Below are 26,667 nucleotides of genomic sequence, written 5' to 3'. Positions count from 1 at the left end.
CCGGTGTTTCTGGGTACCGTTTGAACCCGGCCCTCGTGGCCGGGTCTTTTTTTGGGCGCTACGCCCCGCGTTCGATCAGAGCTTGCTGACCAGCTCCGGCACCGCTGCGAACAGATCGGCTTCCAGGCCGTAGTCGGCGACGCTGAAAATCGGTGCTTCCGGATCCTTGTTGATCGCCACGATCACCTTCGAATCCTTCATGCCGGCCAAATGCTGGATCGCGCCCGAGATGCCGCAAGCGACATACAAACTCGGTGCGACGATCTTGCCGGTTTGCCCGACTTGCCAGTCGTTCGGTGCATAACCCGCATCGACGGCGGCACGGCTGGCGCCCAGCGCGGCGCCCAGCTTGTCGGCCAGCGGCGTCAGCACTTCGTTGAACTTGTCGCTCGAACCCATGGCGCGGCCACCGGAGACGATCACCTTGGCGGCGGTCAGCTCCGGGCGGTCGCTCTTGGTGACTTCGCGGCCCACGAAGGCGCTTTGCGCGCTGGCGCCCACAGCGGCGATGCTTTCCACAGCGGCAGCGCCACCTTGGCCGGCAGCATCAAACCCGGTGGTGCGCACGGTGATGACCTTCACCGCATCGGCGCTTTGCACCGTGGCGATGGCGTTGCCGGCGTAGATCGGGCGTTCGAACGTGTCGGCGCTCACCACTTTGGTGATGTCGCTCAGTTGCGCCACGTCCAGCTTGGCGGCCACACGCGGGGCGGTGTTCTTGCCGCTGGCGGTGGCGGGGAACAGCAAGTGGCTGTAACCGCCAGCGACGGCCAGCACTTGCGCGGCCAGGTTTTCTGCCAGGCCTTCGGCCAGGCTCGCACCGTCAGCGTGCAGCACCTTGGCCACCCCGGCGACTTGCGCCGCCGCAGCCGCCACCGCAGCAGCACCCGAGCCGGCCACCAGCACATGCACCTCACCCAGTTGGGCGGCGGCGGTCACGGTGTTGAGGGTTGCGCCCTTGAGGTGCGCGTTGTCGTGTTCAGCAATGACGAGGACGGCCATCTCAGATCACCTTGGCTTCGTTCTTGAGTTTTTCCACCAGCGCGGCCACGTCGGCCACCTTCACGCCTGCACCGCGCACCGGCGGTTCAGCGACCTTCAAGGTCTTCAGGCGTGGCGCCACGTCCACGCCCAGATCGGCGGGCTTGACGGTGGCCAGCGGCTTTTTCTTGGCCTTCATGATGTTGGGCAGCGTCACATAACGCGGCTCGTTCAGGCGCAAGTCCGTGGTGATGATGGCCGGCAGGCTCACGCGCACGGTTTCCAGGCCGCCGTCCACCTCGCGGGTGACGGTGGCGGCGTCGGCGCTCAGTTCCACCTTCGAAGCGAACGTGGCTTGCGGACGATCCAGCAGCGCCGCCAGCATTTGGCCGGTTTGGTTGCTGTCATCGTCAATGGCTTGTTTGCCCAGGATCACCAGGCTCGGGCCTTCTTTTTCCACCAACGCCTTGAGGATTTTGGCGACGGCCAGCGGTTGCACCTCGTCGGCGCCGCAGTCCACCAAAATGCCGCGATCGGCCCCGATGGCCATGGCGGTGCGCAGGGTTTCTTGGCACTGCGTCGGCCCGCAGGACACGGCGATGACTTCCGTCACCCCGCCCTTTTCCTTCAGACGCACCGCTTCTTCCACGGCAATCTCGTCGAAGGGGTTCATGCTCATCTTGACGTTGGCGATGTCCACGCCCGAGCCGTCGGACTTCACACGCACCTTGACGTTGTAGTCGACCACGCGCTTGACGGGTACGAGAACCTTCATGTCACTTGCTCCAGTTGAACGTTCAGAGCCTGGTCAGGCTCAAGCGGGCGGATTCTAGGTGCGCCCTCCGTGCCCAAGTGCCCCCAGGGGTAGACTGCCCGCCCCATGTCCGATGTGTGTTTTTCTTCCGACCGGGTGCCCCATGTCGGCATCTTTGATTCTGGGGTGGGCGGTTTGTCCATCCTGCGTGCGTTGCTGCGAGCGTGCCCGCAAGCGCGCTTCAGTTATGTGGCGGACACTGCTTATGCCCCCTACGGCCAGCGTGCGCCGCAAGACATCCACGCCCGCAGCGTGCATTTGACCCAGCACCTGTTCGACCAAGGCGTCGATTGCGTGGTAGTGGCCTGCAACACCGCCACCACGCAGGCGATTGACATGTTGCGCCAGGCGTTTCCGCACAGGCCATTTGTGGGCGTCGAGCCGGGCATCAAACCCGCTGCGGCGGCCAGCCGCAGTGGGCGCGTTGGGGTGATGGCCACGCCGGGCACCTTGGCCAGTGCGCGCTTCGAAGCCTTGGTGCAACGCCACGCTGCGCACTGTGCGGTGACGCGGGTGCCTTGCCCGGGCTTGGCTTCGGCGATTGAGGCTGGCTTACCCAATGCCGAAGTGGAAGCGTTGCTTGATGTCTTCTGCCAACCACTGCGCGCCGCACAGGTGGACACGGTGGCCTTGGGCTGCACCCATTACCCTTTTGTGGCGGATCGGGTGGCAGCGCGTTTGGGGCCTGCTGTGCGGATTGTGGACACCGCCGAAGCTGTCGCCCGTCGCACCCGCAGCGTGCTCGGGCTGCCGGTGACCGCTGAGGGGGGGCCCACATCGACCGATGCCCAGCGTTGCATGCTGTTCACCACGGCGGACGCGGCGGCGTTGCGTCAACAAACCCACAGCTTGCTGGGGGCGGATGTGTGGTCGGTACAAAAAATCAGCGAAGTGCTTGCACACTGAAGTTTTTTCGGGCTAGAATAGCTTTCTCGCGTCGGGGTGTAGCGCAGCCTGGTAGCGCACTTGCATGGGGTGCAAGGGGTCGCGAGTTCGAATCCCGCCACCCCGACCATTGATTCACGGGTCAGTTCTCAAAAGGAACTGGCCCGTTTTCATTTCTGCAAGCTGTTGACGCATGAGCACGACCAAACTCACCCTGGCCCGGCTGGAAAAGCTGCTCTTGACCGCCTGCGACGACCTGCGCGGCAACATGGACGCCAGTGAGTACAAGGAATACATCTTCGGCTTGCTGTTCCTGAAGCGGGCCAGTGACTTGTTCGACCAGCGGCGCGTCGAGATTCGCAAAGAGGCGAAAGCCATGGCGCTGTCCGAAGAGGACACGCTCACGCTGCTGGAAGACCGCGACCAGTACACCGGCAAATATTTCTTCGTGCCCAAGCGGGCGCGCTGGAATGAGGGTTGGGCGGATCTGTCCGTCACGCCGCCGGTGATGCGCCCAGCGCTCAAGCATGTGAAGGAGAACGTGGGCACGGCGCTGAACAAGGCGCTGGCCGCGCTCGAAGACGCCAACCCGGATGCCTTGCAGGACGTGCTGAAGGAAACCATCAACTTCAACCGCAAAATCGGGCAGAGCACGCTGGACGATGACACGCTGGCGGATTTCATCCAGAACTTCGACAAAATCCCGCTGCGTGATGATGATTTCGAGTTTCCCGATTTGCTGGGTGCAGCCTACGAGTTTTTGATCAAACATTTTGCGGACTCTGCTGGCAAAAAGGCGGGCGAGTTCTACACCCCGGCTGAAGTGGTGCGGGTGTGTGTGGAAATCTGCGATCCGAAAGAGAATATGCGGGTGTATGACCCGACGGTCGGCTCAGGGGGCATGTTGATTCAGGCGCGGGATTATTTGCGCGAGTGTGGCGGCAACCCGTCCGAGCTAGAGTTGTTCGGGCAGGAAAAGATGGGCACCACCTGGTCTATCTGCAAGATGAACATGCTGTTGCATGGCATTGCCCACGCGGACATCCGCAACGCTGATACCCTGGCCAACCCGCGCCATCTGGATGAAAACGGCGAGCTGCGTCGTTTTGACCGGGTGCTGGCCAACCCGCCGTTCAGCCAAAACTATTCAAAAACCCAATCGAAGGACGACGGCAGTGGCAGCAAGAAGAAGGAGGCGATTGCCTTTCCGGGGCGTTTCCAATTCTGGATGCCGGAAAAGGGCAAGAAGGCTGATTTGATGTTCGTGCAGCACATGTTGGCGGTGCTCAAGAGCAATGGCCGCATGGCCTCGGTGATGCCGCACGGGGTGTTGTTCCGGGGCGGGGAGGAGCGCGAAGCGCGCAAGTCTTTTGTGGACAAGGGTTTCTTGGAGGCGGTGATCGGGCTGCCGGCCAATCTGTTTTATGGCACGGGGATTCCGGCGTGCATTTTGGTGATGAACAAGGACGGTGCGGCGCAGCGCCGGCATGTGTTGTTCATCAATGCGGATCGAGAATATCGGGAAGGCAAGGCGCAAAACCATTTGCGGGCGGAGGATGTGGACAAAATCGTCCACGCCTACCGCGCTGGGCACGATATTCCCGGTTATGCGCGCCGGGTGCCCATCGCCGAGATTCAGGCGGAAGATTACAACTGCAACATCCGCCGTTATGTGGACAACGCCCCGCCGCCGGAACCGCACGATGTGCGTGCCCATTTGCACGGTGGGGTGCCGGTGGCGGAGGTGGCGGCGCTGGGGCATTTTTGGCGCCACTATGCGGGGCTGCGGGAGAGCTGTTTTGTGCCGCGTGCGTCGGATGTCGGGTATGTGGATTTGGCGCCGGAGTTGCGGGCGGACAAACGCGCCATTGCCACGCTGGTGAATGGCCACGCTGGAGTGGCGCAGTGCCAAGCGGCGTTCATGGCGGCGCTGCGGGGGTGGTGGGCGCAGCATGTGCCGCTGGTGGAGGCGTTGGCGCCGGATCCGTTGGATCTTCAGGGGCGGCGGCATAACGTGTATCAAATGCGCTCGATTTTGTTGGACAGCATTGAGCGCACGTTGAGCGGGCAGGGTTTGCTGAACCGTTTTCAGGTGCGTGGGGCGTTTGCCAATTACTACACGCAGTTGGTGGCGGATTTCAAGTCGATTGCCGCGAGTGGTTGGGGCGCGGAGTTGATTCCGGATGATGCGATTTTGCGCAGCCAGTTTCCGCAGGTGTTGGCGGAGTTGGAGCGTCAGCATGCGCGTTTGGCGGAGTTGCGGGCCTTGTTTGCGGCGGCGGGTGAGGAAGATTTTGAGGATACGGAAGACTCTGGCGTGTTGCCGGCCGAGGAAGTGAAGGCGCTGAAGGCGTCTGTGAAGGAGGCCAAGGGGCTGGCGAAGGTGGCCAAGCGCGAGGGCGACCGGGAGGCGATGCTGCGTTATGAGGCCGAGGTGAAGCGCATGGAGGCGCAATTGGCGCGGCACAAGGGGTTGGAGGATGAGGCCAAGTTGCTGAAGAAGCAGATCCGCAGTGCGGAGGCGGCCAAGGAGGAGTTGGTCGAGAAAGCGCGGCAGAAAATTGGGGCGGATGAGGCGCGGCGGGTGATTGTGGCGCGGTTGGGGGAATGTCTGTTTGAGACGTATGGGCAGTATGTTCGGGCGGATCAGCGGGCGTGTGTGGCGGCGCTTGAGAATCTGTGGAGCAAGTACGCGGTGACGGCGCGCCAAATAGAAGCCGAACGGGATGCGGCGATGGCGGAGCTGAATGGGTTTTTGCGGGAGCTGGGGTATGAGTGAGTGGATTCACTCCACGGTCGGCGATGTAACCGTTACGCAGCGGGCAGGTGGCACACCCACGGCCTCTGTCCCAAATTTTTATGGGGGTGAAATTCCATTTGTCACGATCGAAGACATCACGGCTGCTGGGCGTTACCTTGACAAGACACAGAAATTTCTTACCGAGTTGGGGCTTAATAGTAGCGCGGCCTGGCTTATTAAAGAGCCGCAAATTTTGTATTCAATGTATGCAACCATTGGCAAACCAATAATTAACAAAATCCCTTGTGCAACAAGTCAAGCCATTATTGCGCTAAAAGTGGCTGATTGCATTGGCTTGGAATTTCTTTATTATCAGCTTGATTTTATTCGTCCTGGTGTTTTTAAGTATACGGCTCAAACAACTCAATCAAACCTTAATGCAAAGTCGGTACGAAGTATCCCGATTTGTTACCCAAAAAGCACAACTCATCAAGATAGAATCGTTCGAATTTTGAATGGAGTTGACGCCTCCATCGAAAAAACCGAATCCCTGATCGAAAAGTATCAGCACATCAAAGCCGGGCTGATGCACGACCTGTTCACCCGTGGCGTGCTGCCCAATGGGCAATTGCGGCCTAGGCGGGAAGAGGCGCCGGAGTTGTATCAGGAAACAGCGATCGGGTGGATTCCAAAGGGTTGGAATGTTTCCGCGCTTAACGAGCTACTCGCCCCGGTTGCCAACAACATTCGAAGCGGGCCTTTTGGTAGTGCGCTGCTCAAGCATGAATTAGTGAATGATGGAATTCCATTTTTGGGGATTGACAACATCCATACTGAACACTTTGAATCCAGCTTTCGACGGTTTGTTGATGCAAACAAGTTTGCGGAGTTGGCTAAATACAAAGTTCGTCCTCGGGACGTGGTTATCACAATCATGGGAACGGTTGGTCGGTGTTGTGTCATCCCCGAAGATTTGGATTTGGCCCTTTCGTCAAAGCACCTTTGGACGATGACGTTCGATCCGGAAAAGGTTATTCCAGAATTGGTTTGTTGGCAGCTTAATCATGCGGCATGGGCGCAAGCATGGTTTCGTCGTGCTATGCAGGGAGGCATCATGGATGCAATCCAGTCCAGCACATTGAAAAATCTCAGGTTGCCTGTTCCTAGCCTCGGTGAACAGGCGCAGATACATGCGCGTTATTTGCGAATTTCAACCAAAATTCGACAGGAAAGCGCTCAGGTCGAGAAGCTCAAAAAACAAAAATCCGGCCTGATGCAAGACCTGCTCACCGGCAAAGTGCCCGTGCCGGTGCCTGAACACGAGGCGACCGATGGGTAAAAACCAAAACGTCGCCAAACGCAACGGCGTGGAACAACTCACCCCCGCCCGCGCCCTCATCGCCGAACTGGTGCGCCGCTATTGGGTGCTGGGCATGGAGTGCAGCCTGCTGGAGATTCAGAAACTCGCCTGGCTGTTGGAGCGCGCCATCGAGCGCGCCGGCCTGCCTTCGCTCGATCTGCGCTTTGCCCCGCACAAATACGGCCCCTACGCCGACCGCCTGCGCCACCTGCTCGACGGCCTGGACGGCAGTTACCTGCACTGCCACAAGCGCATCAGCGACGCCGACCCGCTCGATGTCATCTGGTTCGATGATGCCCACAAAACCCAGGTGCAGACCTACCTGAAGACCCAAGCCCGCGCCTACGAACCAGCCCTCAACGCCACAGCGGCGCTCATCGACGGCTTCGAGTCCCCCTTCGGCATGGAACTGCTGGCCACCGTAGACTGGCTGCTGGCGCGTGAACACGTCGCCCCCACCGTGACCGCCGTGCGCGAAGGCTTGCGCCACTGGCGCGGCGGCCCACAAGCAGCCGCCCGCAAAAATCGCCTGTTCGACGATCGCGCCTTGGCCTACGCCCTGGAGCGCCTGAGCGCCGTTCCCGCCACCCCTTAACGCCTTTTCCAGCCCCAGCATGAGCGAGTACACCGAGGTTGAACAACCCTTCCTGCAACAACTCGCCGCCCTGGGGTGGACGGTGGTGGATCAAGGCCAGGGCATCCCCCAGAACCCCCGGGCCAGCCTGCGCCAGCACTTCCGCCAATGGCTGCTGCCCGAAGTGTTCGACCAGGCCGTGCGCGACCTCAACCGCACCGCCGACGGCCAAGCCTGGCTCAGTGCGCAACAGCTTGACGACCTGCGCCAGCAGTTGCACCAGCAGCCCAGCCACATCCCCCTGGTGCAAGCCAACGAAGCGGTGCAAGCCCTGCTGTTCAAGGCCCAGGTGGATGAGAACCCCCTCACCGGCGAAGCCGACCCGGTGGTGCAACTCATTGACTTCCAACGCCCCGAGCGCAACCGCTTCCACGCCATCAACCAGTTCCGCGTGGACACCCCCGGGTGTGTGAAAGATTTCATCATTCCCGACATCGTGCTGTTCGTGAACGGCATCCCGCTGGGGGTGGTGGAGTGCAAAAAGGCGTCGGCCCACTGCGCCAACCCGCTGCAAGAAGCGCTGGAGCAGTTGCGGCGCTACATGAACCGCCGCCCCAAAACCGAACACGCCGGGCTGAAAGAGGGCGAACCGCGCCTGTTCCACAGCAACTTGCTGCTGATCCGCAGCACCGGACAAGAAGCAGATTACGGCACCATCACCTCCGGCGAAGAACACTTCTACGCCTGGAAAACGCTCTTTCCCCAGGCCGACACCGAACTCGCCAACATGACCGGCCAGCAACGCCTCATCGCTGGCCTGCTGCCCCCGGCCAACCTGTTGCAAGTGCTGCGCTGCTGCGCGGTGTTCATGGACACCGACGGCGGGCCACGGGTCAAAGTGGTGGCGCGTTACCAGCAGTTCCGCGCCGCCGGGCGCATCGTGCAGCGCTTGCGTGCAGGCCAAACCCCCGCCGAGCGCAGCGGCGTGGTGTGGCACACCCAGGGTTCCGGCAAGTCCCTCACCATGGTGTTTCTGGCCCGGATGCTGCGCGCCAGCACCGACCTGAGCGATTACAAAATCGTCCTCGTCAACGACCGCCAAGACCTGGAGGAACAGCTCGGCGACACCGCCACCCTCATCGGCGGCAAGGTGAACGTGATCGAGAGCCGCGCCGGCCTGCGCCAGCAACTCGCCAGCGACAGCTCGGACATCAACATGGTGATGATCCACAAGTTCCAAGAGCCCACGTTGACACTGAGCACCGCCGTGGCCGAAGCGCTGGGCAGTGATGAACCCCTGCCTTCGGGCAAGACCTTTGGCGAAGTGAACCCCTCGCAGCGCATCTTGCTGATGATCGACGAGGCCCACCGCACCCAAAGCTCTGACCTGGGGGACAACCTGTTCGAGGCGTTTCCCAACGCCACACGCATCGCCTTCACCGGAACACCGCTCATCACCCAGCGCCACGGCGAGAAAAAGACGCACAAACGCTTCGGCAGCTACATCGACACCTACCGGCTGCTCGATGCAGTGGAAGATGGCACCACGCTGCGCATCCTCTACGAAGGCAAAACCGCCGACAACGCGCTGGAGAAGAAAACCGAGTTCGACACCGCGTTTGAAGACCTGTTTCGTGACCGCAGCCCGGCCGAGCTGGAGGCCATCAAGAAAAAATACGGTGCCACCGGTGACATCCTCGAAGCCGAACAGCGGATCAACGCCATCGCCACGGATCTGGTGCAGCACTACATCGCCAACATCCTGCCCAATGGGTTCAAGGCGCAGGTGGTGTGCCATTCCAAGCTGGCGTGCCTGCGCTACCAACAAGGCATTCAGAAGGCATTGGCCAAGCGCATTGAACAGGAAGCATCGGCCCCCGTGCCCGATGCCGACTTGCTGCGGCAACTGCGCTTTCTGAAAACAGCGGTGATTGTTTCCAGCGACGGCACCAACGAAGACGCCGCCATCACTGCCGTGCGCAAGCAGGCCCGGGAGATGAACGCGGTAGAGAACTTTTGCCGCAGTTTCAACCTTGATGACCCGGAGCAGGGCCACACCGGCATCGCCTTCCTGATCGTGTGTGACATGCTGCTCACCGGCTTTGATGCCCCCATCGAGCAGGTGATGTACATCGACAAGAAGCTGCGCGAACACACCTTGCTGCAAGCCATTGCCCGCACCAACCGGGTGAAGCAGGGCAAGCAGCGCGGGTACATCGTGGATTACGTCGGCCTGGCCAGCCACTTGACGCAAGCCCTCACCCTCTACGCCGCCAGCGATGAATTGGCCGAGTTGCGCGATGGTTTAAAAGACATTGCCTCCGAGCTCCCCGTGTTGGAGGAGCGTTACCAGCGCCTGCTGCAAGTGTTCGTCGGGCTGGGTGTGGCGGACATCCGCGCCTTCGTCGAAGGCCACCTGCCCGACATGAACGCCGATGTGCAAGTTGCCGATGCGGCCGTCACCGCCCTGGAAGACGAAAAAGCCCGCGCCACGTTTGACGTTGGTTTGAAGAAGTTCCTGGCCAGCCTGGACATCATCCTGCCGCGCCCGGCTGCGCAGCCTTACCGTGTGCCAGCGCGTCGCCTGGGCTACCTGCTGCACGTCGCCAAAGAGCGCTACAAGGATGCCAGCCTCGACCTGGGCCAAGCCGGCGAGAAGGTGCGAGCGCTCATCAACCAGCACCTCATCAGCCTGGGCATCAACCCCAAGGTGCCGCCGGTGGAATTGCTGGCCGAAGACTTCCTGGCCAAGCTCAACCAGCACGCAGAGAAGAACACCCGCGCCAAGGCCAGCGAAATGGCCCATGCCATCCGCAAGCACTGCACGGTGCATCATGACGAGGATCCGAGCTTCTACCAACGCCTGTCCCAGAAAGTGGAAGCGCTGCTGAAACAGCATCAACAGCAGTGGGACTTGCTGGCCGAGAAGCTCACCGAGCTGCGAAAAGAAGCCCTGGCCGGGCGCCAGCAAACGCCGGGGGATGTGCCGCCCGAAGTGGCCCCTTTCTTTGACTACATCCTGAAAGAAGGCTTTGCCAGCGCCAGCGTGGACGCGGCCCAGCGCCCGGCCTTTCTGGCGTTGATGGAAAAGACGGTAGAGATTCTGCAAGACACCATCGGCAGCCTCGATTTCTGGCGCAACCCGGACAAGCAGCGGCAGGTGCGCGGCCGGCTGAAAATCGAGATCATGAAAGCGCAGATTCCAGAGCTGAAACAAAACGCCGAACGGGTGGCGGTGGCCATCATGAGCCTGGCCAAGAGCCGCCACGAGGTGCTCATTCAAGGGTGTGGCCAAGCTGGAGCGTGAGATGCAGGTGCGCCAGATCCGCGACATTCAATACCACCTGCTGCCCGGCACCGACCGCAAGACCACCGACATCGTGATCGAACGCAACGGCACGGTAACAGTGCGCCCGCCCAAGCGCTTCAGCCCCGAACAGGTGGATCAGACCGTGCTGGCCAAGCGCATGTGGATCTACCGCAGCCTGGCCGAATGGCGCGAACTCAACGCCAGCCGGGTGCGGCGGGAGTGGGTCAACGGCGAGTCCTTCCTTTACCTGGGCAAGCATTACCGGCTGGAGTGGGCGGACACCGAAGACGAAACGCTGCGGCTGAAGAACGGGCGTTTTCTGCTGGCCCGAACCCTGTTGCTGCGTGGTGGCCCGGAAGCGGCTCGCCAGGCGTTTGTGGATTTCTACACACGCAAGGGCCATGACCGCTTGGCACAACGCGTGGCTCACTACGCGCCGAAGGTGGGCGTGCAGCCTGGTGCGCTGGAAGTGCGGGAGCTTGGCATGCGCTGGGCCACCTGTTCAGCATCGGGCAAACTGGCGTTTCACTGGAAAAGCCTCATGGCTCCGCAAACTGTGCTCGATTACCTTGTGGTGCATGAGTTATGTCACCTCCACCACCGCGATCACTCCGCTGCGTTCTGGAATGAGGTGGACAAAGTGCTGCCCGACCATCAAGAACGCATGGCATGGCTGCGGGTGCAGGGAGCAGCGCTCGATTTGTGACGCCTTACAGAGCTTTTGCGCACGGATAGCACGTAATTTTGGGATCCGTCCTTGCTGCTGTTCTACGGGTGCAGGGAATGGGGCAGGTTTGTTCCCCCGACTGTGCCCTTCACCGCCTACATCTGCACCAACGTGACAACAAAAAAGCCCCTAGGCACTTGATGTGTCTAGGGGCTTGATGAATTTGGTGGAGCCGGGGGGAATTGAACCCCCGTCCGCAAGCCATCGCCAGGTAGATCTACATGTTTAGCCGTCTGATTTGAGTCTCACGCCCTGAACCGCGCAGCGGCACGCTGCCCAGGTCGCCAGCCACTGAGTCTTATCATCTGACGAGTGGCCCGCCAGACAACCAGCCAATGTGAATGACCCCTCAGCCTTTGCCTTGCGGCTCAGGCCCGGCCCATCGGCCAACCGTTGAGGGGCTCACCGGTGTTAAGCGGCGAGGGCAAACTGTTCGTCGTTTGCAGTTACTTGTTTCCAGTGGTTTAACGAGCGAACTGGTGCTCGACATGCACTATCCCGACTCCGCACCCACGTCGAAACCAGATCGGCCCCGGGAATCCTCTATCTTACGCCAGATTCAGCCAATTCAAGAGCTGATGGGGGTGTTCATGCACCACATCTGCACCCCAAGTCGCAACGGGCTCACCTTGGCCCAGGTAACCCCATGCTGCGGCAATTGTGTGCGTTCCTGCCGCACGCCCGGCCACGATGTCGCGTTCATCGTCACCCACGTACACCGTGCGTTCGGGGGCCACGCCCAGAACACGGCACGCGTGCAACAACGGTTCCGGGTGAGGCTTGGACTGGGCCGTGGTGTCGCCACACACCAGCACCTGCGCGCCAGCCAGGGCGGCCAGTCCACGCACAATGGGCTCTGCGAAGCGCGTGGCCTTGTTGGTCACGATGCCCCAGGCCACACCGGCGCGTTGCAGTTCTGCCAGCACCCCGGGCACTTGCGCGAACAGCGTGGATTCACCCAGCAATTGTTCAGCGTAAAACGACAAAAAACGCACCCGCAAAGACTCAAACTCAGCCTCTTGCGGCGTTACGCCCAAACCCACCGCCAGCATGCCTCGGGCACCTGTGCCCACCACCGGGCGCAACGTGGCCAGAGGCAGCGCCGGCAGGCCATGCTCTTGGCGCAGCCGATTCATGGCATGCGTCAGATCAGGCGCACTGTCCAACAAGGTGCCGTCCAAATCGAACAGCACCGCGTCGATGGCGAGATGGGGCATGGTGATTCCTTTTACAGCCGCCGACAAGCCAGCAGATAGTTCACGCTGGTGTCGGCGCTCAGTGCGTAACGCTGGGTCACGGGGTTGTAACTCAGCCCTGTGCTGGCATGGAGAGACAACCCTGCCTGACGTGCAAACCCAGCCAGCTCATGGGGCTGGAGGAAGCGGGCATATTCATGGGTGCCCCGGGGAAGCATGTTCAACACATACTCGGCCCCCACAATCGCCATCAAAAATGACTTGAGGTTGCGGTTCAGGGTCGAAAAAAACACCCAGCCACCCGGTTTGACCATGCGGCTGCATGCTTGCACCACCGAAGCGGGATCGGGCACATGCTCCAGCATTTCCATGCAGGTCACCACATCAAAGCTGGCAGGCTGTTCCGCTGCGAGCGCTTCGGCGGCGATTTCGCGGTAATCCAACGAAGCCACGCCCGCTTCCAGCGCATGCAGCCGCGCCACCTTCAGCGGCTTGACTGACAAATCAATGCCGAGGACGTCGGCGCCCGTGCGGGCCATCGATTCCGCCAAAATGCCGCCTCCACAGCCGACGTCAACGACGCGCAAACCTTGCAACGGTACGAAGGAGGTCATCCATCCCAGGCGGAGCGGGTTGATCTGGTGAAGTGGGCGGAACTCACCATCCGGATCCCACCAGCGATGGGCCAGTTCACCGAATTTTTCGAGCTCCTGAGGGTCTGCGTTGTGCATGATCGAATAAAAACAAGGCAGCGGAAACGAAAAACCCCGCCGAAGCGGGGTTGGGGTGTGCAGATCAGCGCCGAAACGCCAGACCTGACATCACTTCTTGGTGCCGACGATTTGGATTTCCACGCGGCGGTTCTTGGCACGGCCAGCCGAGGTCTTGTTGTCGGCCACAGGCTCTTTCTCGCCCTTGCCTTCAGTGTAGACACGGTTGGCGTCAACACCCTTGGAAACCAAGAAGGTCTTGACGGCGGCGGCGCGCTTTTCCGACAGCTTCTGGTTGGAAGCGTCGCTGCCTTGGCTGTCAGTGTGACCCGTGACGATGATCACTTCCAAGTTCAAGCTCTTGACTTGATTGCTCAGGTCGGTCAGCTTGGATTGGAAGTCCTTGGTCAAGGTTGCCGAACCCGTGGCGAACAGGGCGTCACCCGAGAACGTCAGCTTTTCCTTCACCGGAGCCGGGGCAGGCACAGGAGCAGGAGCCGGTGCCGGCGGAGCGGTCACAACGGCAGGAGCCGGAGCCGGCGGGGGCGGAGGCACATAGGCGCCGTCGCAGTTACGGGCAGCCGTTTCGGGCGTCCAGTTGTTGCTACGCCAGCACGACTCGTTGGAGCCGTTTTTCCAGACGGTCGAACCATCGGCGCCACGCCAATTGCTCTCCGCACTTTGTGCCAGGGCGCTCGACACCGGAGCTGCCAGCGCGACCGACGCGAACAGCGCGGCCACCTTGTTCAGTTTGTTCATGGATCTCCTCTCAGGGAAACCGCAGCAAGCCTGCGAAGCTTCCGAACGGAAGCAGGAAACTCGGCACACACCCACCCGTTCAGCAGGGCATCTGCCACCTGGTTGCCCATTGTGCCATAGGCTGTTTGAGCAGGCATATTGTGGTTCGGTCGGCGCCTTCTCCGGGACACAGCGTTGCGCCAACGCCACAGAGTCATGCCGGTAGAATGATCATTTGGGCGCGATTCGCTGATCGTGCCACTTTTTGCTGGCTTGCTCGAACCCATGACTCCATTCGCGAAGGAAACCCTGCCCATCAGCCTTGAGGAGGAGATGCGCCGCTCCTACCTTGACTATGCGATGAGCGTGATCGTGGGGCGCGCCCTTCCGGATGCACGCGATGGCCTCAAGCCCGTGCATCGCCGTGTGCTCTACGCGATGCACGAGCTGAACAACGACTGGAATCGGCCCTACAAGAAATCGGCGCGCATCGTTGGTGATGTGATCGGTAAGTACCACCCGCACGGAGACACGGCGGTCTACGACACGATCGTGCGCATGGCCCAAGATTTCAGCTTGCGCCACATGCTGGTCGATGGCCAGGGTAACTTCGGCTCGATTGACGGTGACAACGCCGCAGCGATGCGCTACACCGAGATTCGCTTGGCCAAAGTCGCCCACGACATGCTGGCAGACATTGATCGAGACACGGTGGATTTCGGCCCGAACTACGACGGCTCCGAAAGCGAACCCCTGGTTCTGCCCGCTCGATTGCCCAATCTGCTGGTGAATGGCTCGGCGGGCATCGCGGTGGGGATGGCCACCAACATTCCGCCCCACAATCTCAATGAGGTGGTGGACGCCTGCCTGCACCTGTTGCGTGTGCCTGAGGCCAGCATCGATGACTTGATGGACATCATCCCGGCACCGGACTTCCCGACCGCCGGCATCATTTACGGTGTGGCTGGGGTGCGCGAAGGCTATCGCACGGGTCGGGGCCGGGTGGTGATGCGCGCCCGGGTGCATTTCGAGGAGATCGACCGGGGTCAGCGCCAAGCCATTGTGGTGGATGAAATCCCCTATCAGGTCAATAAAAAGACGCTGCTGGAGCGCATCGCCGAGCTGGTTCACGAGAAAAAAATCGAGGGAATCAGCCACATCCAAGACGAGTCGGACAAATCCGGCATGCGCGTGGTGATTGAACTCAAGCGCGGTGAAGTGCCTGAGGTGGTGCTGAACAACCTCTACAAACAGACGCAGTTGCAGGACAGCTTCGGCATCAACATGGTGGCCTTGGTGGATGGTCAGCCGCGTTTGTGCAACCTCCGGCAGTTGTTGGAAATCTTCTTAGAGCACCGTCGCGAGGTGGTGACGCGGCGCACGGTGTTCGAACTGCGCAAAGCGCGTGAGCGCGGCCATGTGCTCGAAGGTCTGGCCGTGGCCCTGGCCAACATCGACCGCTTCATCGAGATCATCAAAACTTCGCCCACACCGCCTGTGGCCAAGATGGCGCTGATGGGCGAGAACTGGGACTCGTCCTTGGTGCGCGACATGCTGGCGCGTGCTGAGGGTCAGACTCCTGGTGGACGCGATGCGTATCGCCCCGAGTCGCTGCCGCCGCAGTACGGTATGCAGGTGGATGGCCTCTACCGGTTGTCGGATGGGCAAGCGGGTGAAATTTTGCAGATGCGCTTGCAGCGTCTGACCGGGTTGGAACAGGACAAAATCCTGGGCGAATACCGCGATGTCATGGCACAAATCGCCGATCTGCTGGACATCTTGGCCAAGCCCGAGCGTGTGACGGCGATCATCGCGGACGAGTTGAGCGCACTGCGCCAAGAGTTTGGTCAGACCAAGCTGGGTGCGCGCCGTTCGGTGATCGAACACAACGTGCAGGAGCTGGGGGTCGAGGATCTGATCACGCCCACCGACATGGTGGTGACCCTGAGCCACACCGGTTACATCAAGAGCCAACCTCTGGCCGAGTACCGCGCCCAAAAGCGTGGCGGGCGCGGCAAGCAGGCCACCACGACCAAGGAAGATGACTGGATTGACCAGCTCTTCATCGCCAACACGCACGATTGGATTTTGTGCTTCTCGAACCGGGGCCGTGTTTACTGGCTGAAGGTGTGGGAAGTGCCGCAGGGCAGCCGCACGTCGCGTGGGAAACCCATTGTCAACATGTTCCCGCTGCAAGACGGCGAGAAGGTGACCGTGGTGCTGCCACTGACGGGTGAGTTCCGCAGCTTCCCGGCGGATCACTACGTGTTCATGTGTACGGCCCTGGGCACGGTCAAGAAGACCGCCCTGGATGAGTTCAGCCATCCGCGCAAGGCCGGCATCATTGCCGTCGATTTGGACGAAGGGGACTACCTGATTGGCGCCGCCCTCACGGATGGCCACCACGACGTGATGCTGTTCAGCGATGGTGGTAAAGCCGTGCGTTTTGCCGAGGACGATGTGCGTCCCATGGGGCGCCAGGCACGCGGGGTGCGCGGCATGATGTTGGATGAAGGCCAGCGCGTCATCGCCATGCTGGTGGCGGAGGACGAGACACAGAGCGTCCTTACCGCCACCGAGAACGGCTACGGCAAGCGCACACCCATCGGGGAATACACCCGCCATGGCCGGGGCACCAAGGGCATGATCGCCATCCAGCAGAGCGAACGCAACGGCAAGGTGGTGGCCGCGACATTGGTGCGTGGCAACGATGAAATCATGCTGATCACCGACAAGGGGGTGCTGGTGCGCACCCGCGTGGCTGAAATTCGCGAAATGGGGCGTGCAACTCAGGGGGTCACGCTCATTGCGCTGGACGATGGTGCCACACTGTGCGGCCTGCAACGCATTGTTGAAAATGATGCGTCGGCGGACATTGAGCCTGGCGCCGTGCCAGTCCCCTCTTCTGAACAGGAATCTCTCTGACTATGTTGCTCCTCCGCCCCCTGGCTCTGGCCCTGGCACTGACGGTGATGGCCCCGGTGCTGCACGCCGCCCCTGCGGCCTCAGCAGCCAAGAAAGAACTCATCGCCAAAATCGTCAAGTTGCAGCAGGCCGAAATGGAAGGCGTGGCGCGCATGTTGACCGCACAGGCGTTGCAAGTGCGTCTGCAAGCCGTGAACCAGGCTTTGACCCATGCGCCAGCCGATAAGCGCGATGCTTGGCTCAAGGAAACCCAGGACGATTTGCGCAAAACAGCCGCCGAGATCGAACCCCTGATCAAAGACAAGGCGCTGAAAATTGCGCCGGCCATCTTCAGCGCGGAGTTGGAAGAAAAATTCTCAGAGGACGAGTTGCGCCAGGTGGTGCAGTGGCTGGAGTCACCCACTTCACGCAAATTCTTCCAGTACGGTGCGCAAACCCAGACCGCCATCACCCAGAAAGTGGTGGCCGAGACGCGCACCAGCGTTGATCCCAAGCTCCAAGCCCTGGACACCAAGCTGAAAAACCGCTTCGCGCCGCCCGCTGGCAAGTGACAATCCCTCTTTTTTGATCCGCCTTCCGTGACACTGCGTCCCTACAACTTTTCTGCTGGCCCGGCGACGTTGCCGGAATCGGTGTTGCACACCGCTGCTGCCGACATGCTGGACTGGCATGGCTGCGGCATGGGCGTGATGGAGATGAGCCATCGCGGCAAAGAATTCATCGCCATCTACGAACAAGCCGAAGCCACGGTGCGCGAGCTGCTGGCCGTGCCTGCACATTTCCGCATCCTGTTCATGCAGGGCGGTGGGTTGGGTGAAAACGCCATCGTGCCGATGAACCTGTCGCGGGGAGGGTTGGTGGATGTGGTGGTCACTGGGTCGTGGAGCCAGAAGTCGTTGAAGGAGGCCCAGCGCTACGCGGACGCGGCCTGCGCGGCCAGCAACGAGGCGTCGGGCCACACCACGCTGCCGGCTGTGGCGTCTTGGCAGTTGCGTCGCGATGCGGCGTACGTCCACATCTGCTCGAATGAGACCATCCACGGCGTTGAATTCCAGACCTTGCCCGATTTGAAGGCGCTGGGCTGTGAGGCGCCGTTGGTGGTGGATGCGTCGTCGCATATCCTGTCACGCAGCATCGATTGGGATCGCGTGGGGCTGGTGTTTGCTGGTGCGCAGAAGAACATCGGCCCGGCGGGTGTCACGCTGGTGTTCGTGCGCGATGACTTGATCGGCCACGCTTTGCCGATTTGCCCCTCAGCGTTCGATTACAAGAACGTCGCGGTCAATGGTTCCATGTACAACACCCCGCCCACTTATGGCATCTACATCGCCGGGCTGGTGTTTGAGTGGATCCGTGAACAAGGCGGTGTGGCCGAGATGGAGCGCCGCGCCATCGAAAAATCCACCCTGTTGTATCGCTATTTGGATGACAACGGCGGTTTCTACGTGAACCGCATCGCCAGCGATGCCCGTTCGCGCATGAATGTGCCGTTCTTTTTGGCGGACGAGTCGCTCAACGAAGCGTTCTTGGCTGGCGCCAAAGCCCAAGGGTTGTTGCAGCTCAAGGGCCATAAATCGGTGGGCGGGATGCGGGCGTCGATTTACAACGCCATGCCCTTGGCCGGTGTGCAAGCGCTGGTGAACTACATGCAGGATTTCGCACATCGCCATGGCTGATTCGCTCACTCCCCCACCGGCACCCGTCATCGCGCCCGAACTGCTGGCGCTGCGCGACCAAATCGACGCGCTCGACCGCGAACTGCTGGCCATGATCAACCGCCGTGCCGGTTTGGCGCAAGCGGTGGGTGAGATCAAGAAAAAAGAGGGCTCGGTGGTGTTTCGCCCCGAGCGTGAGGCCCAGGTCATTGATGGTTTGAAGGCCACCAATCCCGGGCCGCTCAAGCCGGACAGCATCGCACCGATTTGGCGCGAGATCATGTCGGCCTGCCGCTCGCTGGAAACGCCGACCCGTGTGGCCTACCTCGGCCCCGCCGGCACCTTCAGCGAGGAAGCAGCGCTGGGTTATTTTGGTTCGTCCATCGTGCGCGTGCCATGTGCCAGCATCGACGATGTGTTTCGCACCACCGCCGCCGGCGCGGCCGATTTCGGCGTGGTGCCAGTGGAAAACTCCACCGAGGGCGTGGTGGCCCGTTCGCTGGACATTTTCCTCACGACCCCGTTGTTCATCATTGGCGAAACCAGTTTGTTTGTGCGCCACAACCTGCTGCGCAAGCACAACTCATTGGAAGGCATTGAGGCCGTGTGCGCTCACCCGCAGGCGCTGGGTCAGTGCCATGGATGGCTGTCGGCGCATCTCCCCCATGTGGAGCGCCGGCCAGTGTCCAGCAACGCCGAGGGTGCGCGCATGGCCGGCTTGGATCCTGCTTTGGTGGCCATTGCCAGCGTGCGGGCAGGCAACGAGTACGGCCTGCATGTGGTGTCCCCGGCGATTCAAGACGATGTGCGCAATCGCACACGCTTTGCCATCGTTACCGATCCTTTGCGTCATCCAGCGCCCCGGGCCTCAGGCCACGACTGCACCAGTTTGGTGGTGTCCGTCGCCAACCGGCCCGGAGCGGTGCATGACATGCTGATTCCACTCAAGGAGCACGGCGTCTCCATGAGTCGCTTCGAGTCCCGCCCGGCCCGTTCAGGCCAGTGGGAGTATTACTTCTACATCGACGTGCAAGGGCATCCTGATGACCCTCGTGTTGCCACAGCGCTGCAAGCGCTGCGGCAGGCTTGCGCGTTCTTCAAGGTGCTGGGCACCTACCCGTTGGACGTGCACTGAGTCATGCGTAATCCCCCCATGTTCAAGCAACTCGGACTGATCGGCTGTGGCCTGATGGGTGGCTCGTTTGCCATCGCCATGCGCCAAGCGGGTCTGGTCGAGCGCATCATCGGCTACAGCAAGTCGCCCTCGACCACCGAACGCGCCAAGCAGATGGGCGTGATCGACCAAGCAGCCGAATCGGCGCTGTTGGCTGTGTCCGGTTCGGACGTCGTGCTGATGGCCGTGCCTGTTTCCGCTTCTGAAGGCACGTTTCGAGCGATTCGCCATTTGGTCAACCCCAACGTCCTGTTCATGGACGTGGGCAGCACCAAGCGCGATGTGATCGACGCGGCGCGCCGGGTGCTCAAGGATCGGGTCGAATCCTTCATTCCGGCGCATCCGATTGCCGGTAAAGAGTTGGCGGGTATTCAGCACGCCGATGGGCAGCTCTACCGTGATCGGCAAGTGATCCTGACACCGATTCCGCAAAATTCACCGCAGATGGTGGAGAAGGCCCATGCGCTGTGGAAGGGTCTGGGGTGCCACGTCACCGTGATGACGCCAGAAGCCCACGACGAAGCGTTCGCCGCCGTGAGCCACCTGCCGCATTTGGTGGCGTTTGCGTACTTTGCAGGCATCTTGCAGCAAAAAGCCAGCGATGACTTTTTGGCGCTGGCCGGCCCAGGTTTCCGCGACTTCACCCGCATCGCGGCCAGCGACCCGACGGTTTGGAAAGACATCCTGATCGCCAACCGCGAGGAAGTGCTCAAGCAGTCGCAGCGCTTCCGGGGCGCATTGGGGGCCCTGGAGCAAGCTCTGCGCGAATGCCGTGGCGAAGCGCTGGAAGCCCTGGTTCGGGGGGTGTCGCAGGCCCGCAGCCAATGGCGCTTGGGTTCGACGCCGCGCACCAAAGCCTGATTTTTTCGCACGTTTTTCGCACGCATGTTTTCGACCGCTTTTCTTGACCTGCCGCCGCTGCGGCGGGCTGCGGGCACGGTGCGCTTGCCCGGCTCCAAGAGCATTTCCAACCGCGTGTTGTTGCTGGCCGGTTTGGCGCAAGGCACCACAGCCGTCCACGATCTGCTCGATTCCGACGACACCCGCGTGATGCTCGCGGCCCTGGAAGCCCTGGGCTGCGGCCTGCGCCGCGACGAAGCCGGTGTGCTGCACGTCACCGGTTTGGGTGGACAACTGGCCACGCGGGAGGCTCAGTTGTTCTTGGGCAACGCGGGCACGGCCATGCGTCCGCTCACGGCAGCGTTGGCGGTGTTGGCGTCTACCCAAGGTGGGGCGTTTGAGCTGTCTGGTGTGGCGCGCATGCACGAGCGCCCGATCGGCGATTTGGTGACCGCGCTGCGCCAGTTGGGCTGCCCAGTGGCCGATTTGGGCCAACCGGGGTATCCGCCGTTGCGCGTCGGGGATGGCGGTTTGCACGCTTTGCACACCGCCGAGCCGATCCGCGTGCGCGGCGATGTGTCCAGCCAATTCCTGACGGCGTTGTTGCTGGCTTTGCCCCTGGTGACGGCTCAAGGCCCCGTCACCATCGAGGTGGTGGGTGAGCTGATCTCCAAGCCTTACATCCACATCACGCTGGAGCTGCTGGCGCGTTTTGGCATCGCCGTGCAGCGCGAGGGCTGGCAGCGTTTCACCTTGCCGCAAGGCAGTAGCTATCGCACGCCGGGCGCCATCCATGTGGAAGGGGATGCCTCGTCGGCGTCCTACTTCGTGGCGTTGGGGGCGATCGCCGGGGTGGAGCAGCCGGTGCGCATCGAAGGCGTGGGGCTGGATGCCATTCAAGGCGACATCCGTTTTGTCGAAGCGGCCCAAGCCATGGGCGCTCAGGTGGTGGGTGGCCCAGGGTGGCTGGAGGTACGTCGAGGCACCTGGCCGCTGAAGGGCCTGACCCTGGATTGCAACCACATCCCCGACGCAGCGATGACGCTGGCGGTGATGGCGCTGTATGCCGACGCTCCCACGCGCCTGACCAACATCGCCAGTTGGCGCGTCAAGGAAACCGACCGCATCGCCGCCATGGCCACCGAGTTGCGCAAACTGGGCGCGACGGTGGAGGAGGGCACTGATTTCATCGAAATTCAGCCCTTGCCAGCCGGACAGTGGCAAGCCGCGAGCATCCACACTTACGACGATCACCGCATGGCCATGTGCCTGTCGCTGGCGGCGTTCCACCCCTTGGTGGGCGAGCCGGGTGAGCAGCCCGGTCGGATGGTGCGCATCGAAGACCCGAAGTGCGTGGCCAAAACCTTCCCGGATTACTTCGAGGCGTTATTCGATTGCGTCGAAGCTCTGCCGGGGGCGGTGCCGGTGCTGGCGGTCGATGGCCCCACCGCGTCGGGCAAGGGTACCTTGGCGTCGCAGTTGGCGCAGCGCTTGGGTTATCACCTGCTGGATTCGGGCGCGCTCTACCGTGCCACCGCGCTGGCGGCCCAAGAAGCCGGTGTGCCATTGGACGATGGCGAGGCCGTCGCGGCCGTCGCGGCTACCATGGCGCTGCGGTTTGACGGCGACACGGTTTGGCTGGCCGGACAGGACATCACCGACCCCCTGCGCTTGGAGTCCACCGGTGGACTGGCTTCCAAAGTGTCGGCCCACCCGCCGGTGCGCCAGGCGCTGCATGCTTTGCAACTGAGCTTCCGGCGCCTGCCCGGTTTGGTGGCCGATGGCCGCGACATGGGCACAGTCGTCTTTCCCGACGCAGCGCTCAAGGTCTTTCTGACGGCTTCCGCCGAGGAGCGGGCGCAGCGGCGGCATAAGCAATTGCTTTCGCGTGGCGTTGAAGCTAGTATTGACAGTCTTTGCGCCGATTTGCGGGCACGCGACGACCGGGATCAAAACCGCAGCGTCGCGCCCCTCAAACCAGCCAAGGATGCCCATCTGCTGGACAACTCAGAACTCTCCATCGAAGACTCGGTGGCACAAGTGCTGAGCTGGTGGCAGCCAGGCACCCCCCGTCAGCGCTGAAGCGGTTCGGCACTGACGTCACGGGCCCACCGCCTTTGCCCTCCTGGTGCGCAGCACCTTCGAAGGCGGTGATCTCTTCAACCTCAACCCCTGCGGTGCCCTCCGCACTGCATCCACCCCAGTCCGATCTGGCTGGTTTTCAGGAAACTCCATGTCCCAATCCCAAGTCGCCGACTTTGGCGTCGAATCGTTCGCCGCTCTGTTCGAAGAATCGCTGCAACGCGCTGAAATGCGCGCTGGCGAAGTCATCACCGCTGAAGTCGTGCGCATCGACCACAGCTTCGTCGTGGTCAATGCTGGCCTCAAGAGCGAAGCCTACGTGCCCATCGACGAGTTCAAGAACGACCAAGGCGAAGTCGAAGTCCAAGTTGGCGATTTCGTGTCGGTGGCCATCGACGCTGTCGAAAACGGCTACGGCGACACCATCCTGTCGCGCGACAAGGCCAAGCGCCTGGCCTCGTGGCTGTCGCTGGAAAACGCCCTGGAATCGGGCGACTTCGTGACCGGTACCGTTTCTGGCAAGGTCAAGGGCGGCCTGACCGTGCTGGTCAACGGCATCCGCGCCTTCCTGCCTGGCTCGCTGCTCGACACGCGTCCTGTCAAGGACATGTCGCCGTTCGAGGGCAAGACCATGGAATTCAAGGTCATCAAGCTTGATCGCAAGCGCAACAACGTGGTGCTGTCGCGCCGCGCTGTGGTGGAAGCCTCGATGGGCGAAGAGCGCGCCAAGCTGCTCGAAACCCTGCACGAAGGTGCCATCGTCAACGGCGTGGTCAAGAACATCACCGAATACGGTGCGTTCGTGGATCTGGGCGGCATTGACGGCCTGCTGCACATCACCGACATGGCATGGCGTCGCGTGCGTCACCCGAGCGAAGTGGTGACCGTGGGCCAAGAGCTGACCGCCAAGGTTCTGAAGTTCGACGCCGAGAAGAACCGCGTCTCGCTGGGCATCAAGCAACTGGGCGACGATCCGTGGATGGGCGTGGCTCGCCGCTACCCGACCAGCACCCGTCTGTTCGGCAAGGTGACCAACATCGCCGACTACGGTGCATTCGTCGAGATCGAACCGGGCATCGAAGGTCTGGTTCACGTCTCCGAAATGGACTGGACCAACAAGAACGTCGCTCCGACCAAGGTTGTGACCCTGGGCGAAGAAGTCGAAGTGATGGTGTTGGAGATCGACGAAGACAAGCGTCGCATCTCGCTGGGCATGAAGCAATGCCGCGCCAACCCGTGGGAAGAGTTCTCGTCGAGCGTCAAGCGTGGCGACCGCGTCAAGGGCCCCATCAAGTCGATCACCGACTTCGGCGTGTTCGTGGGTCTGGCCGCTGGTATCGACGGCCTGGTGCATCTGTCCGACCTGTCGTGGAACGAGCCGGGCGAAGCCGCCGTTCGCAACTACAAGAAGGGCCAAGAAGTCGAAGCCATCGTGTTGGGCATCGACGTCGAGCGCGAGCGCATCTCCCTGGGCATCAAGCAGTTGGATGGCGACCCGTTTGCCAACTTCACCTCGGTCAATGACCGTGGCTCGATCGTCAACGGCACCGTCAAGACCGTGGATCCGCGTGGCGCTGAAGTGCAACTGGCTGACGACGTCACCGGTTACCTGCGCGCTTCCGAAATCAGCCGCGACCGCGTCGAAGACGCTCGCAACGTGCTGAAGGAAGGCGACGAGCTGAGCGTCATGATCGTCAACGTGGACCGCAAGGCCCGCAACATCCAGTTGTCGATCAAGGCCAAGGATCAAGCCGACCAGCAAGAAGCCATGCAGCGCCTGTCGCAATCGAACGAGCGCGAAAACGCTGGCACCACCAGCCTGGGCGCCCTGCTGCGCGCCAAGCTGGACGCGGGCAACAACTGATCGCCTGAGCTGCCATGACCCGCTCCGACCTCGCCGTGCGATTAGCCGAACGTTTCCCGCAGCTCACGCAGCGGGATACCGAGCTGGCCGTCAAAACCGTGCTCGACGCCATGGCGGAAGCCTTGGCGCTGGGGCATCGCATCGAGATCCGGGGGTTTGGCAGCTTTTCGATCAGCCACCGGCCACCGCGTGTGGGGCGCAATCCCCGCAGCGGGGCGCAGGTGGACATCCCCGAAAAGCGGGTGCCCCACTTCAAGCCGGGCAAAGCCTTGCGTGAAGGTGTGGACGCCTGAAGCGTTGTGAGACGCCCATGAAAAAAGCCCCGTGAGGGGCTTTTTTCATGCCAGCGTGGCCGCGCCGTCCCGCTGCGCGCGCACCATGGCGGCGTAAGTGCCTTGGGCTTGCACCAATTCGGCGTGTGAGCCTTGTTCCAGCAGATGGCCGTCGCCGAGGACAAAAATCGTGTCCAGATCGCGCACCGTGCTCAAGCGGTGCGCCACGACGATCAGGGTGCGCCCTTGTTGCATCGTCGCCAGCGACTCTTGCACCACGCGCTCGGACGCCACATCCAGCGCCGACGTGGCCTCGTCCAAAATCCAAATGGAAGCGTTCTTGTACAGCGCCCGGGCGATGGCCAGACGCTGGCGCTGTCCGCCGGAGAGTTTGCTGCCGTTGGTGCCGATGAGCGTGTCCAGCCCCGCTGGTTGGGACTGGACGTAGTCCCACAGATTGGCCGCTCGCAGGCATTGTTCGACGCGCACCAAGTCGGGCGGAGCGGCGTAGATGACGTTGTCGGCCAACGTGCCGTCGAACAGCACGATGTCTTGTGAAACCACGGCGCAGTGCTGGCGCAGCGAAGATTTGCGGATGTCGCGGATGTCGATGCCGTCGATCAGCACCCGGCCTTCTTGCGGCGTGGCAAAACCCAGCAGCACATTCGTCAGGGTGGTTTTGCCAGAGCCCGAGGAACCGACCAACGCGGCGCTGTGCCCTGCCGGGATGGACAGGTCTAATTGATGCAAAGCTGGCGGCGCGTCCGCCGCATACCGAACGGTCACGCCTTCAAAACGGACTTCTCCCCGGCAAGTGCTGAGTTCGACCGTGCCCGTGTCCACTTCGGGGGGTTCGTCCATGAGCGAAAAACACCCCTGGGCGGTGATCAGCCCATTGACCACGGGCTGCGTCAACTCCGTCAGATGCCGCATGCGCGACACCATGAGCAGCAACGCCGTGATGTAGGCCACAAAGTCCGCCACCGTGGAGGCATCTTGCCGGGCTTGCACGATCGCCAGGGTCAAGATGCCCGCCAAGCCCAGGCTGGACACCAGTTGCGAAGCCGGGGACATCAGTGCGCTGGCCGCCACCGTCTTCATTGTCACGCTGCGCAGTCGTTCGGCTTCGCGGGCAAAGCGCTGCTGCTCGAAGGCCGCCGCATCGAAGGTGCGCACCACGCGCCAAGCCCGGGCGATGTCATCGACCACATTCACCAAGCGAAGCTGGGTTTCGTAGGTTTGCGTGCCCACGCGCTTGAGGCGGCGGTGGATGCGCCGCGTCACGTAGCCCAGCAGCGGCACCGTGGTCATGGACAGCAGGGTCAGTTGCCAATTCAAATAGAGCAAGTAACCCAGCATGAAGATGGCGGTCAGGCCGTCGCGCAGAGCCGTCACCATGGCGCCGGACAGCAAACTCAACGCGCTGTTCGGATCGGAAATCACCTTGGACACCGCAGTGCCAGGGGACATGCGCTGGTACAGCGAAGCGTCCGCCCGGATCAAGGCGCTCACCAAATCTTTGCGCCACAACAGCGCCGCTTTGGACACCGACCATTGCAGCAAATACTGGCCAGAGAAACCGAACAGCCCGCGCAACAGGAACAGCAGCACCAAGGCGACGGGCACCATCCAGAGCGGGAAAGCGATTTGGGGGTTGAAGCCGCTGTCCAGCATGAGCTTGAGCAGGGCGGGGATGGCGGGTTCGGTGGCCGCAGCGGCGATGTAGCACAAGATGGACATCAGCACGCCCGCGCGGTACGGCCGCACGTAGACCAAAAGGCGTTGGAAAGTTTTGTACATGGAGGCAGGACGCAGAACAG

The 26,667-nt window shown here is 61.7% G+C and carries 20 protein-coding genes, 1 tRNA gene and 1 other RNA gene; 15 read left to right on the top strand and 7 right to left on the bottom strand.

Going from position 1 to position 26,667, the window contains the following annotated elements; genetic code table 11:
* Window positions 1-75: 75 nt before the first annotated feature.
* Complete coding sequence (locus VITFI_RS12045; RefSeq protein ID WP_089417168.1) at window positions 76-1,002, bottom strand: electron transfer flavoprotein subunit alpha/FixB family protein; 927 nt, start codon at window positions 1,000-1,002, stop codon at window positions 76-78.
* Between the two features lies 1 nt (window position 1,003).
* A complete protein-coding gene (locus tag VITFI_RS12040) occupies window positions 1,004-1,756 on the bottom strand; it encodes an electron transfer flavoprotein subunit beta/FixA family protein (RefSeq protein WP_089417167.1) in 753 nt (250 codons plus the stop codon).
* A 105-nt stretch (window positions 1,757-1,861) separates the two neighbouring features.
* Between VITFI_RS12040 and murI the strand changes: the two genes are divergently transcribed.
* From murI to VITFI_RS12005, 7 genes are all read left to right on the top strand, one after another.
* Complete coding sequence (gene murI / locus VITFI_RS12035) at window positions 1,862-2,701, top strand: glutamate racemase (RefSeq protein ID WP_089417166.1); 840 nt, start codon at window positions 1,862-1,864, stop codon at window positions 2,699-2,701.
* A gap of 32 nt (window positions 2,702-2,733) precedes the next feature.
* Window positions 2,734-2,810, top strand: a tRNA-Pro gene (locus tag VITFI_RS12030).
* 63 nt (window positions 2,811-2,873) lie between these two features.
* Window positions 2,874-5,459, top strand: a complete 2,586-nt coding sequence (locus tag VITFI_RS12025; RefSeq protein WP_089417165.1) for a type I restriction-modification system subunit M — start codon at window positions 2,874-2,876, stop codon at window positions 5,457-5,459.
* The gene (locus tag VITFI_RS12020) at window positions 5,452-6,759 is read left to right on the top strand and encodes a restriction endonuclease subunit S (RefSeq protein WP_157725671.1); all 1,308 of its coding nucleotides are present in this window, start codon (window positions 5,452-5,454) and stop codon (window positions 6,757-6,759) included. Before VITFI_RS12025 ends, VITFI_RS12020 begins: the two co-directional genes overlap by 8 nt.
* Window positions 6,752-7,375, top strand: a complete 624-nt coding sequence (locus VITFI_RS12015) for a hypothetical protein (protein WP_198301455.1) — start codon at window positions 6,752-6,754, stop codon at window positions 7,373-7,375. Before VITFI_RS12020 ends, VITFI_RS12015 begins: the two co-directional genes overlap by 8 nt.
* A 19-nt stretch (window positions 7,376-7,394) precedes the next feature.
* Window positions 7,395-10,661, top strand: a complete 3,267-nt coding sequence (locus VITFI_RS12010) for a type I restriction endonuclease subunit R (protein ID WP_089417163.1) — start codon at window positions 7,395-7,397, stop codon at window positions 10,659-10,661.
* 1 nt (window position 10,662) lies between these two features.
* On the top strand, window positions 10,663-11,370 hold the full coding sequence (locus VITFI_RS12005; RefSeq protein ID WP_089417162.1) for a M48 family metallopeptidase: 708 nt from the start codon (window positions 10,663-10,665) through the stop codon (window positions 11,368-11,370).
* Window positions 11,371-11,555: 185 nt separating this feature from the next.
* Here the strand turns inward: VITFI_RS12005 and ssrA are convergent.
* The 4 genes from ssrA to ompA form a co-directional block, all read right to left on the bottom strand.
* Window positions 11,556-11,925: a transfer-messenger RNA gene (gene ssrA, locus VITFI_RS12000) on the bottom strand.
* Window positions 11,926-11,939: 14 nt separating this feature from the next.
* On the bottom strand, window positions 11,940-12,608 hold the full coding sequence (locus VITFI_RS11995; protein ID WP_089417161.1) for an HAD-IA family hydrolase: 669 nt from the start codon (window positions 12,606-12,608) through the stop codon (window positions 11,940-11,942).
* Between the two features lie 11 nt (window positions 12,609-12,619).
* On the bottom strand, window positions 12,620-13,318 hold the full coding sequence (gene ubiG, locus VITFI_RS11990) for a bifunctional 2-polyprenyl-6-hydroxyphenol methylase/3-demethylubiquinol 3-O-methyltransferase UbiG (RefSeq protein WP_089417160.1): 699 nt from the start codon (window positions 13,316-13,318) through the stop codon (window positions 12,620-12,622).
* 90 nt (window positions 13,319-13,408) lie between these two features.
* Window positions 13,409-14,056 carry an outer membrane protein OmpA gene (gene ompA / locus VITFI_RS11985; protein ID WP_089417159.1) on the bottom strand — a complete coding sequence of 216 codons (648 nt, stop codon included), beginning with the start codon at window positions 14,054-14,056 and terminating at the stop codon, window positions 13,409-13,411.
* 264 nt (window positions 14,057-14,320) lie between these two features.
* Between ompA and gyrA the strand changes: the two genes are divergently transcribed.
* From gyrA to VITFI_RS11945, 8 genes are all read left to right on the top strand, one after another.
* Window positions 14,321-16,960 carry a DNA gyrase subunit A gene (gene gyrA, locus VITFI_RS11980; protein WP_089417158.1) on the top strand — a complete coding sequence of 880 codons (2,640 nt, stop codon included), beginning with the start codon at window positions 14,321-14,323 and terminating at the stop codon, window positions 16,958-16,960.
* 2 nt (window positions 16,961-16,962) lie between these two features.
* A complete protein-coding gene (locus tag VITFI_RS11975) occupies window positions 16,963-17,511 on the top strand; it encodes a hypothetical protein (RefSeq protein WP_089417157.1) in 549 nt (182 codons plus the stop codon).
* A gap of 27 nt (window positions 17,512-17,538) precedes the next feature.
* Entirely contained in the window at window positions 17,539-18,636 is a 1,098-nt protein-coding gene (gene serC, locus VITFI_RS11970; RefSeq protein ID WP_089417156.1) for a 3-phosphoserine/phosphohydroxythreonine transaminase, read from the top strand.
* Window positions 18,629-19,750 (top strand): prephenate dehydratase, encoded by a 1,122-nt coding sequence (gene pheA, locus VITFI_RS11965; RefSeq protein ID WP_089417155.1) that lies wholly within the window; start codon window positions 18,629-18,631, stop codon window positions 19,748-19,750. Before serC ends, pheA begins: the two co-directional genes overlap by 8 nt.
* A gap of 3 nt (window positions 19,751-19,753) precedes the next feature.
* Entirely contained in the window at window positions 19,754-20,650 is an 897-nt protein-coding gene (locus VITFI_RS11960; protein ID WP_198301454.1) for a prephenate dehydrogenase, read from the top strand.
* A gap of 24 nt (window positions 20,651-20,674) precedes the next feature.
* Window positions 20,675-22,711, top strand: coding sequence for a bifunctional 3-phosphoshikimate 1-carboxyvinyltransferase/cytidylate kinase (locus tag VITFI_RS11955; protein WP_089417153.1), 2,037 nt, complete (start codon window positions 20,675-20,677; stop codon window positions 22,709-22,711).
* 151 nt (window positions 22,712-22,862) lie between these two features.
* Window positions 22,863-24,575 carry a 30S ribosomal protein S1 gene (gene rpsA / locus VITFI_RS11950; protein WP_089417152.1) on the top strand — a complete coding sequence of 571 codons (1,713 nt, stop codon included), beginning with the start codon at window positions 22,863-22,865 and terminating at the stop codon, window positions 24,573-24,575.
* A gap of 14 nt (window positions 24,576-24,589) precedes the next feature.
* Window positions 24,590-24,868: an integration host factor subunit beta gene (locus tag VITFI_RS11945; protein WP_089417151.1), complete on the top strand. Its 279-nt coding sequence runs from the start codon at window positions 24,590-24,592 to the stop codon at window positions 24,866-24,868.
* Between the two features lie 45 nt (window positions 24,869-24,913).
* Here VITFI_RS11945 and VITFI_RS11940 read toward each other — a convergent pair whose 3' ends face one another.
* Window positions 24,914-26,647: an ABC transporter transmembrane domain-containing protein gene (locus VITFI_RS11940; protein WP_089417150.1), complete on the bottom strand. Its 1,734-nt coding sequence runs from the start codon at window positions 26,645-26,647 to the stop codon at window positions 24,914-24,916.
* Between the last annotated feature and the right edge of the window lie 20 nt (window positions 26,648-26,667).

Source organism: Vitreoscilla filiformis (assembly GCF_002222655.1).
GTDB lineage: Bacteria > Pseudomonadota > Gammaproteobacteria > Burkholderiales > Burkholderiaceae_C > Ideonella > Ideonella filiformis.
This window is presented reverse-complemented; position numbering and strand designations above follow the sequence as displayed.

Coding starts and splice junctions, on each gene's coding strand:
- VITFI_RS12045 (WP_089417168.1), bottom strand. CDS start 1,002: ATGGCCGTCCTCGTCATTGCTGAACACGACAACGCGCACCTCAAGGGC.
- VITFI_RS12040 (WP_089417167.1), bottom strand. CDS start 1,756: ATGAAGGTTCTCGTACCCGTCAAGCGCGTGGTCGACTACAACGTCAAG.
- murI (WP_089417166.1), top strand. CDS start 1,862: ATGTCCGATGTGTGTTTTTCTTCCGACCGGGTGCCCCATGTCGGCATC.
- VITFI_RS12025 (WP_089417165.1), top strand. CDS start 2,874: ATGAGCACGACCAAACTCACCCTGGCCCGGCTGGAAAAGCTGCTCTTG.
- VITFI_RS12020 (WP_157725671.1), top strand. CDS start 5,452: ATGAGTGAGTGGATTCACTCCACGGTCGGCGATGTAACCGTTACGCAG.
- VITFI_RS12015 (WP_198301455.1), top strand. CDS start 6,752: ATGGGTAAAAACCAAAACGTCGCCAAACGCAACGGCGTGGAACAACTC.
- VITFI_RS12010 (WP_089417163.1), top strand. CDS start 7,395: ATGAGCGAGTACACCGAGGTTGAACAACCCTTCCTGCAACAACTCGCC.
- VITFI_RS12005 (WP_089417162.1), top strand. CDS start 10,663: ATGCAGGTGCGCCAGATCCGCGACATTCAATACCACCTGCTGCCCGGC.
- VITFI_RS11995 (WP_089417161.1), bottom strand. CDS start 12,608: ATGCCCCATCTCGCCATCGACGCGGTGCTGTTCGATTTGGACGGCACC.
- ubiG (WP_089417160.1), bottom strand. CDS start 13,318: ATGCACAACGCAGACCCTCAGGAGCTCGAAAAATTCGGTGAACTGGCC.
- ompA (WP_089417159.1), bottom strand. CDS start 14,056: ATGAACAAACTGAACAAGGTGGCCGCGCTGTTCGCGTCGGTCGCGCTG.
- gyrA (WP_089417158.1), top strand. CDS start 14,321: ATGACTCCATTCGCGAAGGAAACCCTGCCCATCAGCCTTGAGGAGGAG.
- VITFI_RS11975 (WP_089417157.1), top strand. CDS start 16,963: ATGTTGCTCCTCCGCCCCCTGGCTCTGGCCCTGGCACTGACGGTGATG.
- pheA (WP_089417155.1), top strand. CDS start 18,629: ATGGCTGATTCGCTCACTCCCCCACCGGCACCCGTCATCGCGCCCGAA.
- VITFI_RS11960 (WP_198301454.1), top strand. CDS start 19,754: ATGCGTAATCCCCCCATGTTCAAGCAACTCGGACTGATCGGCTGTGGC.
- VITFI_RS11955 (WP_089417153.1), top strand. CDS start 20,675: ATGTTTTCGACCGCTTTTCTTGACCTGCCGCCGCTGCGGCGGGCTGCG.
- rpsA (WP_089417152.1), top strand. CDS start 22,863: ATGTCCCAATCCCAAGTCGCCGACTTTGGCGTCGAATCGTTCGCCGCT.
- VITFI_RS11945 (WP_089417151.1), top strand. CDS start 24,590: ATGACCCGCTCCGACCTCGCCGTGCGATTAGCCGAACGTTTCCCGCAG.
- VITFI_RS11940 (WP_089417150.1), bottom strand. CDS start 26,647: ATGTACAAAACTTTCCAACGCCTTTTGGTCTACGTGCGGCCGTACCGC.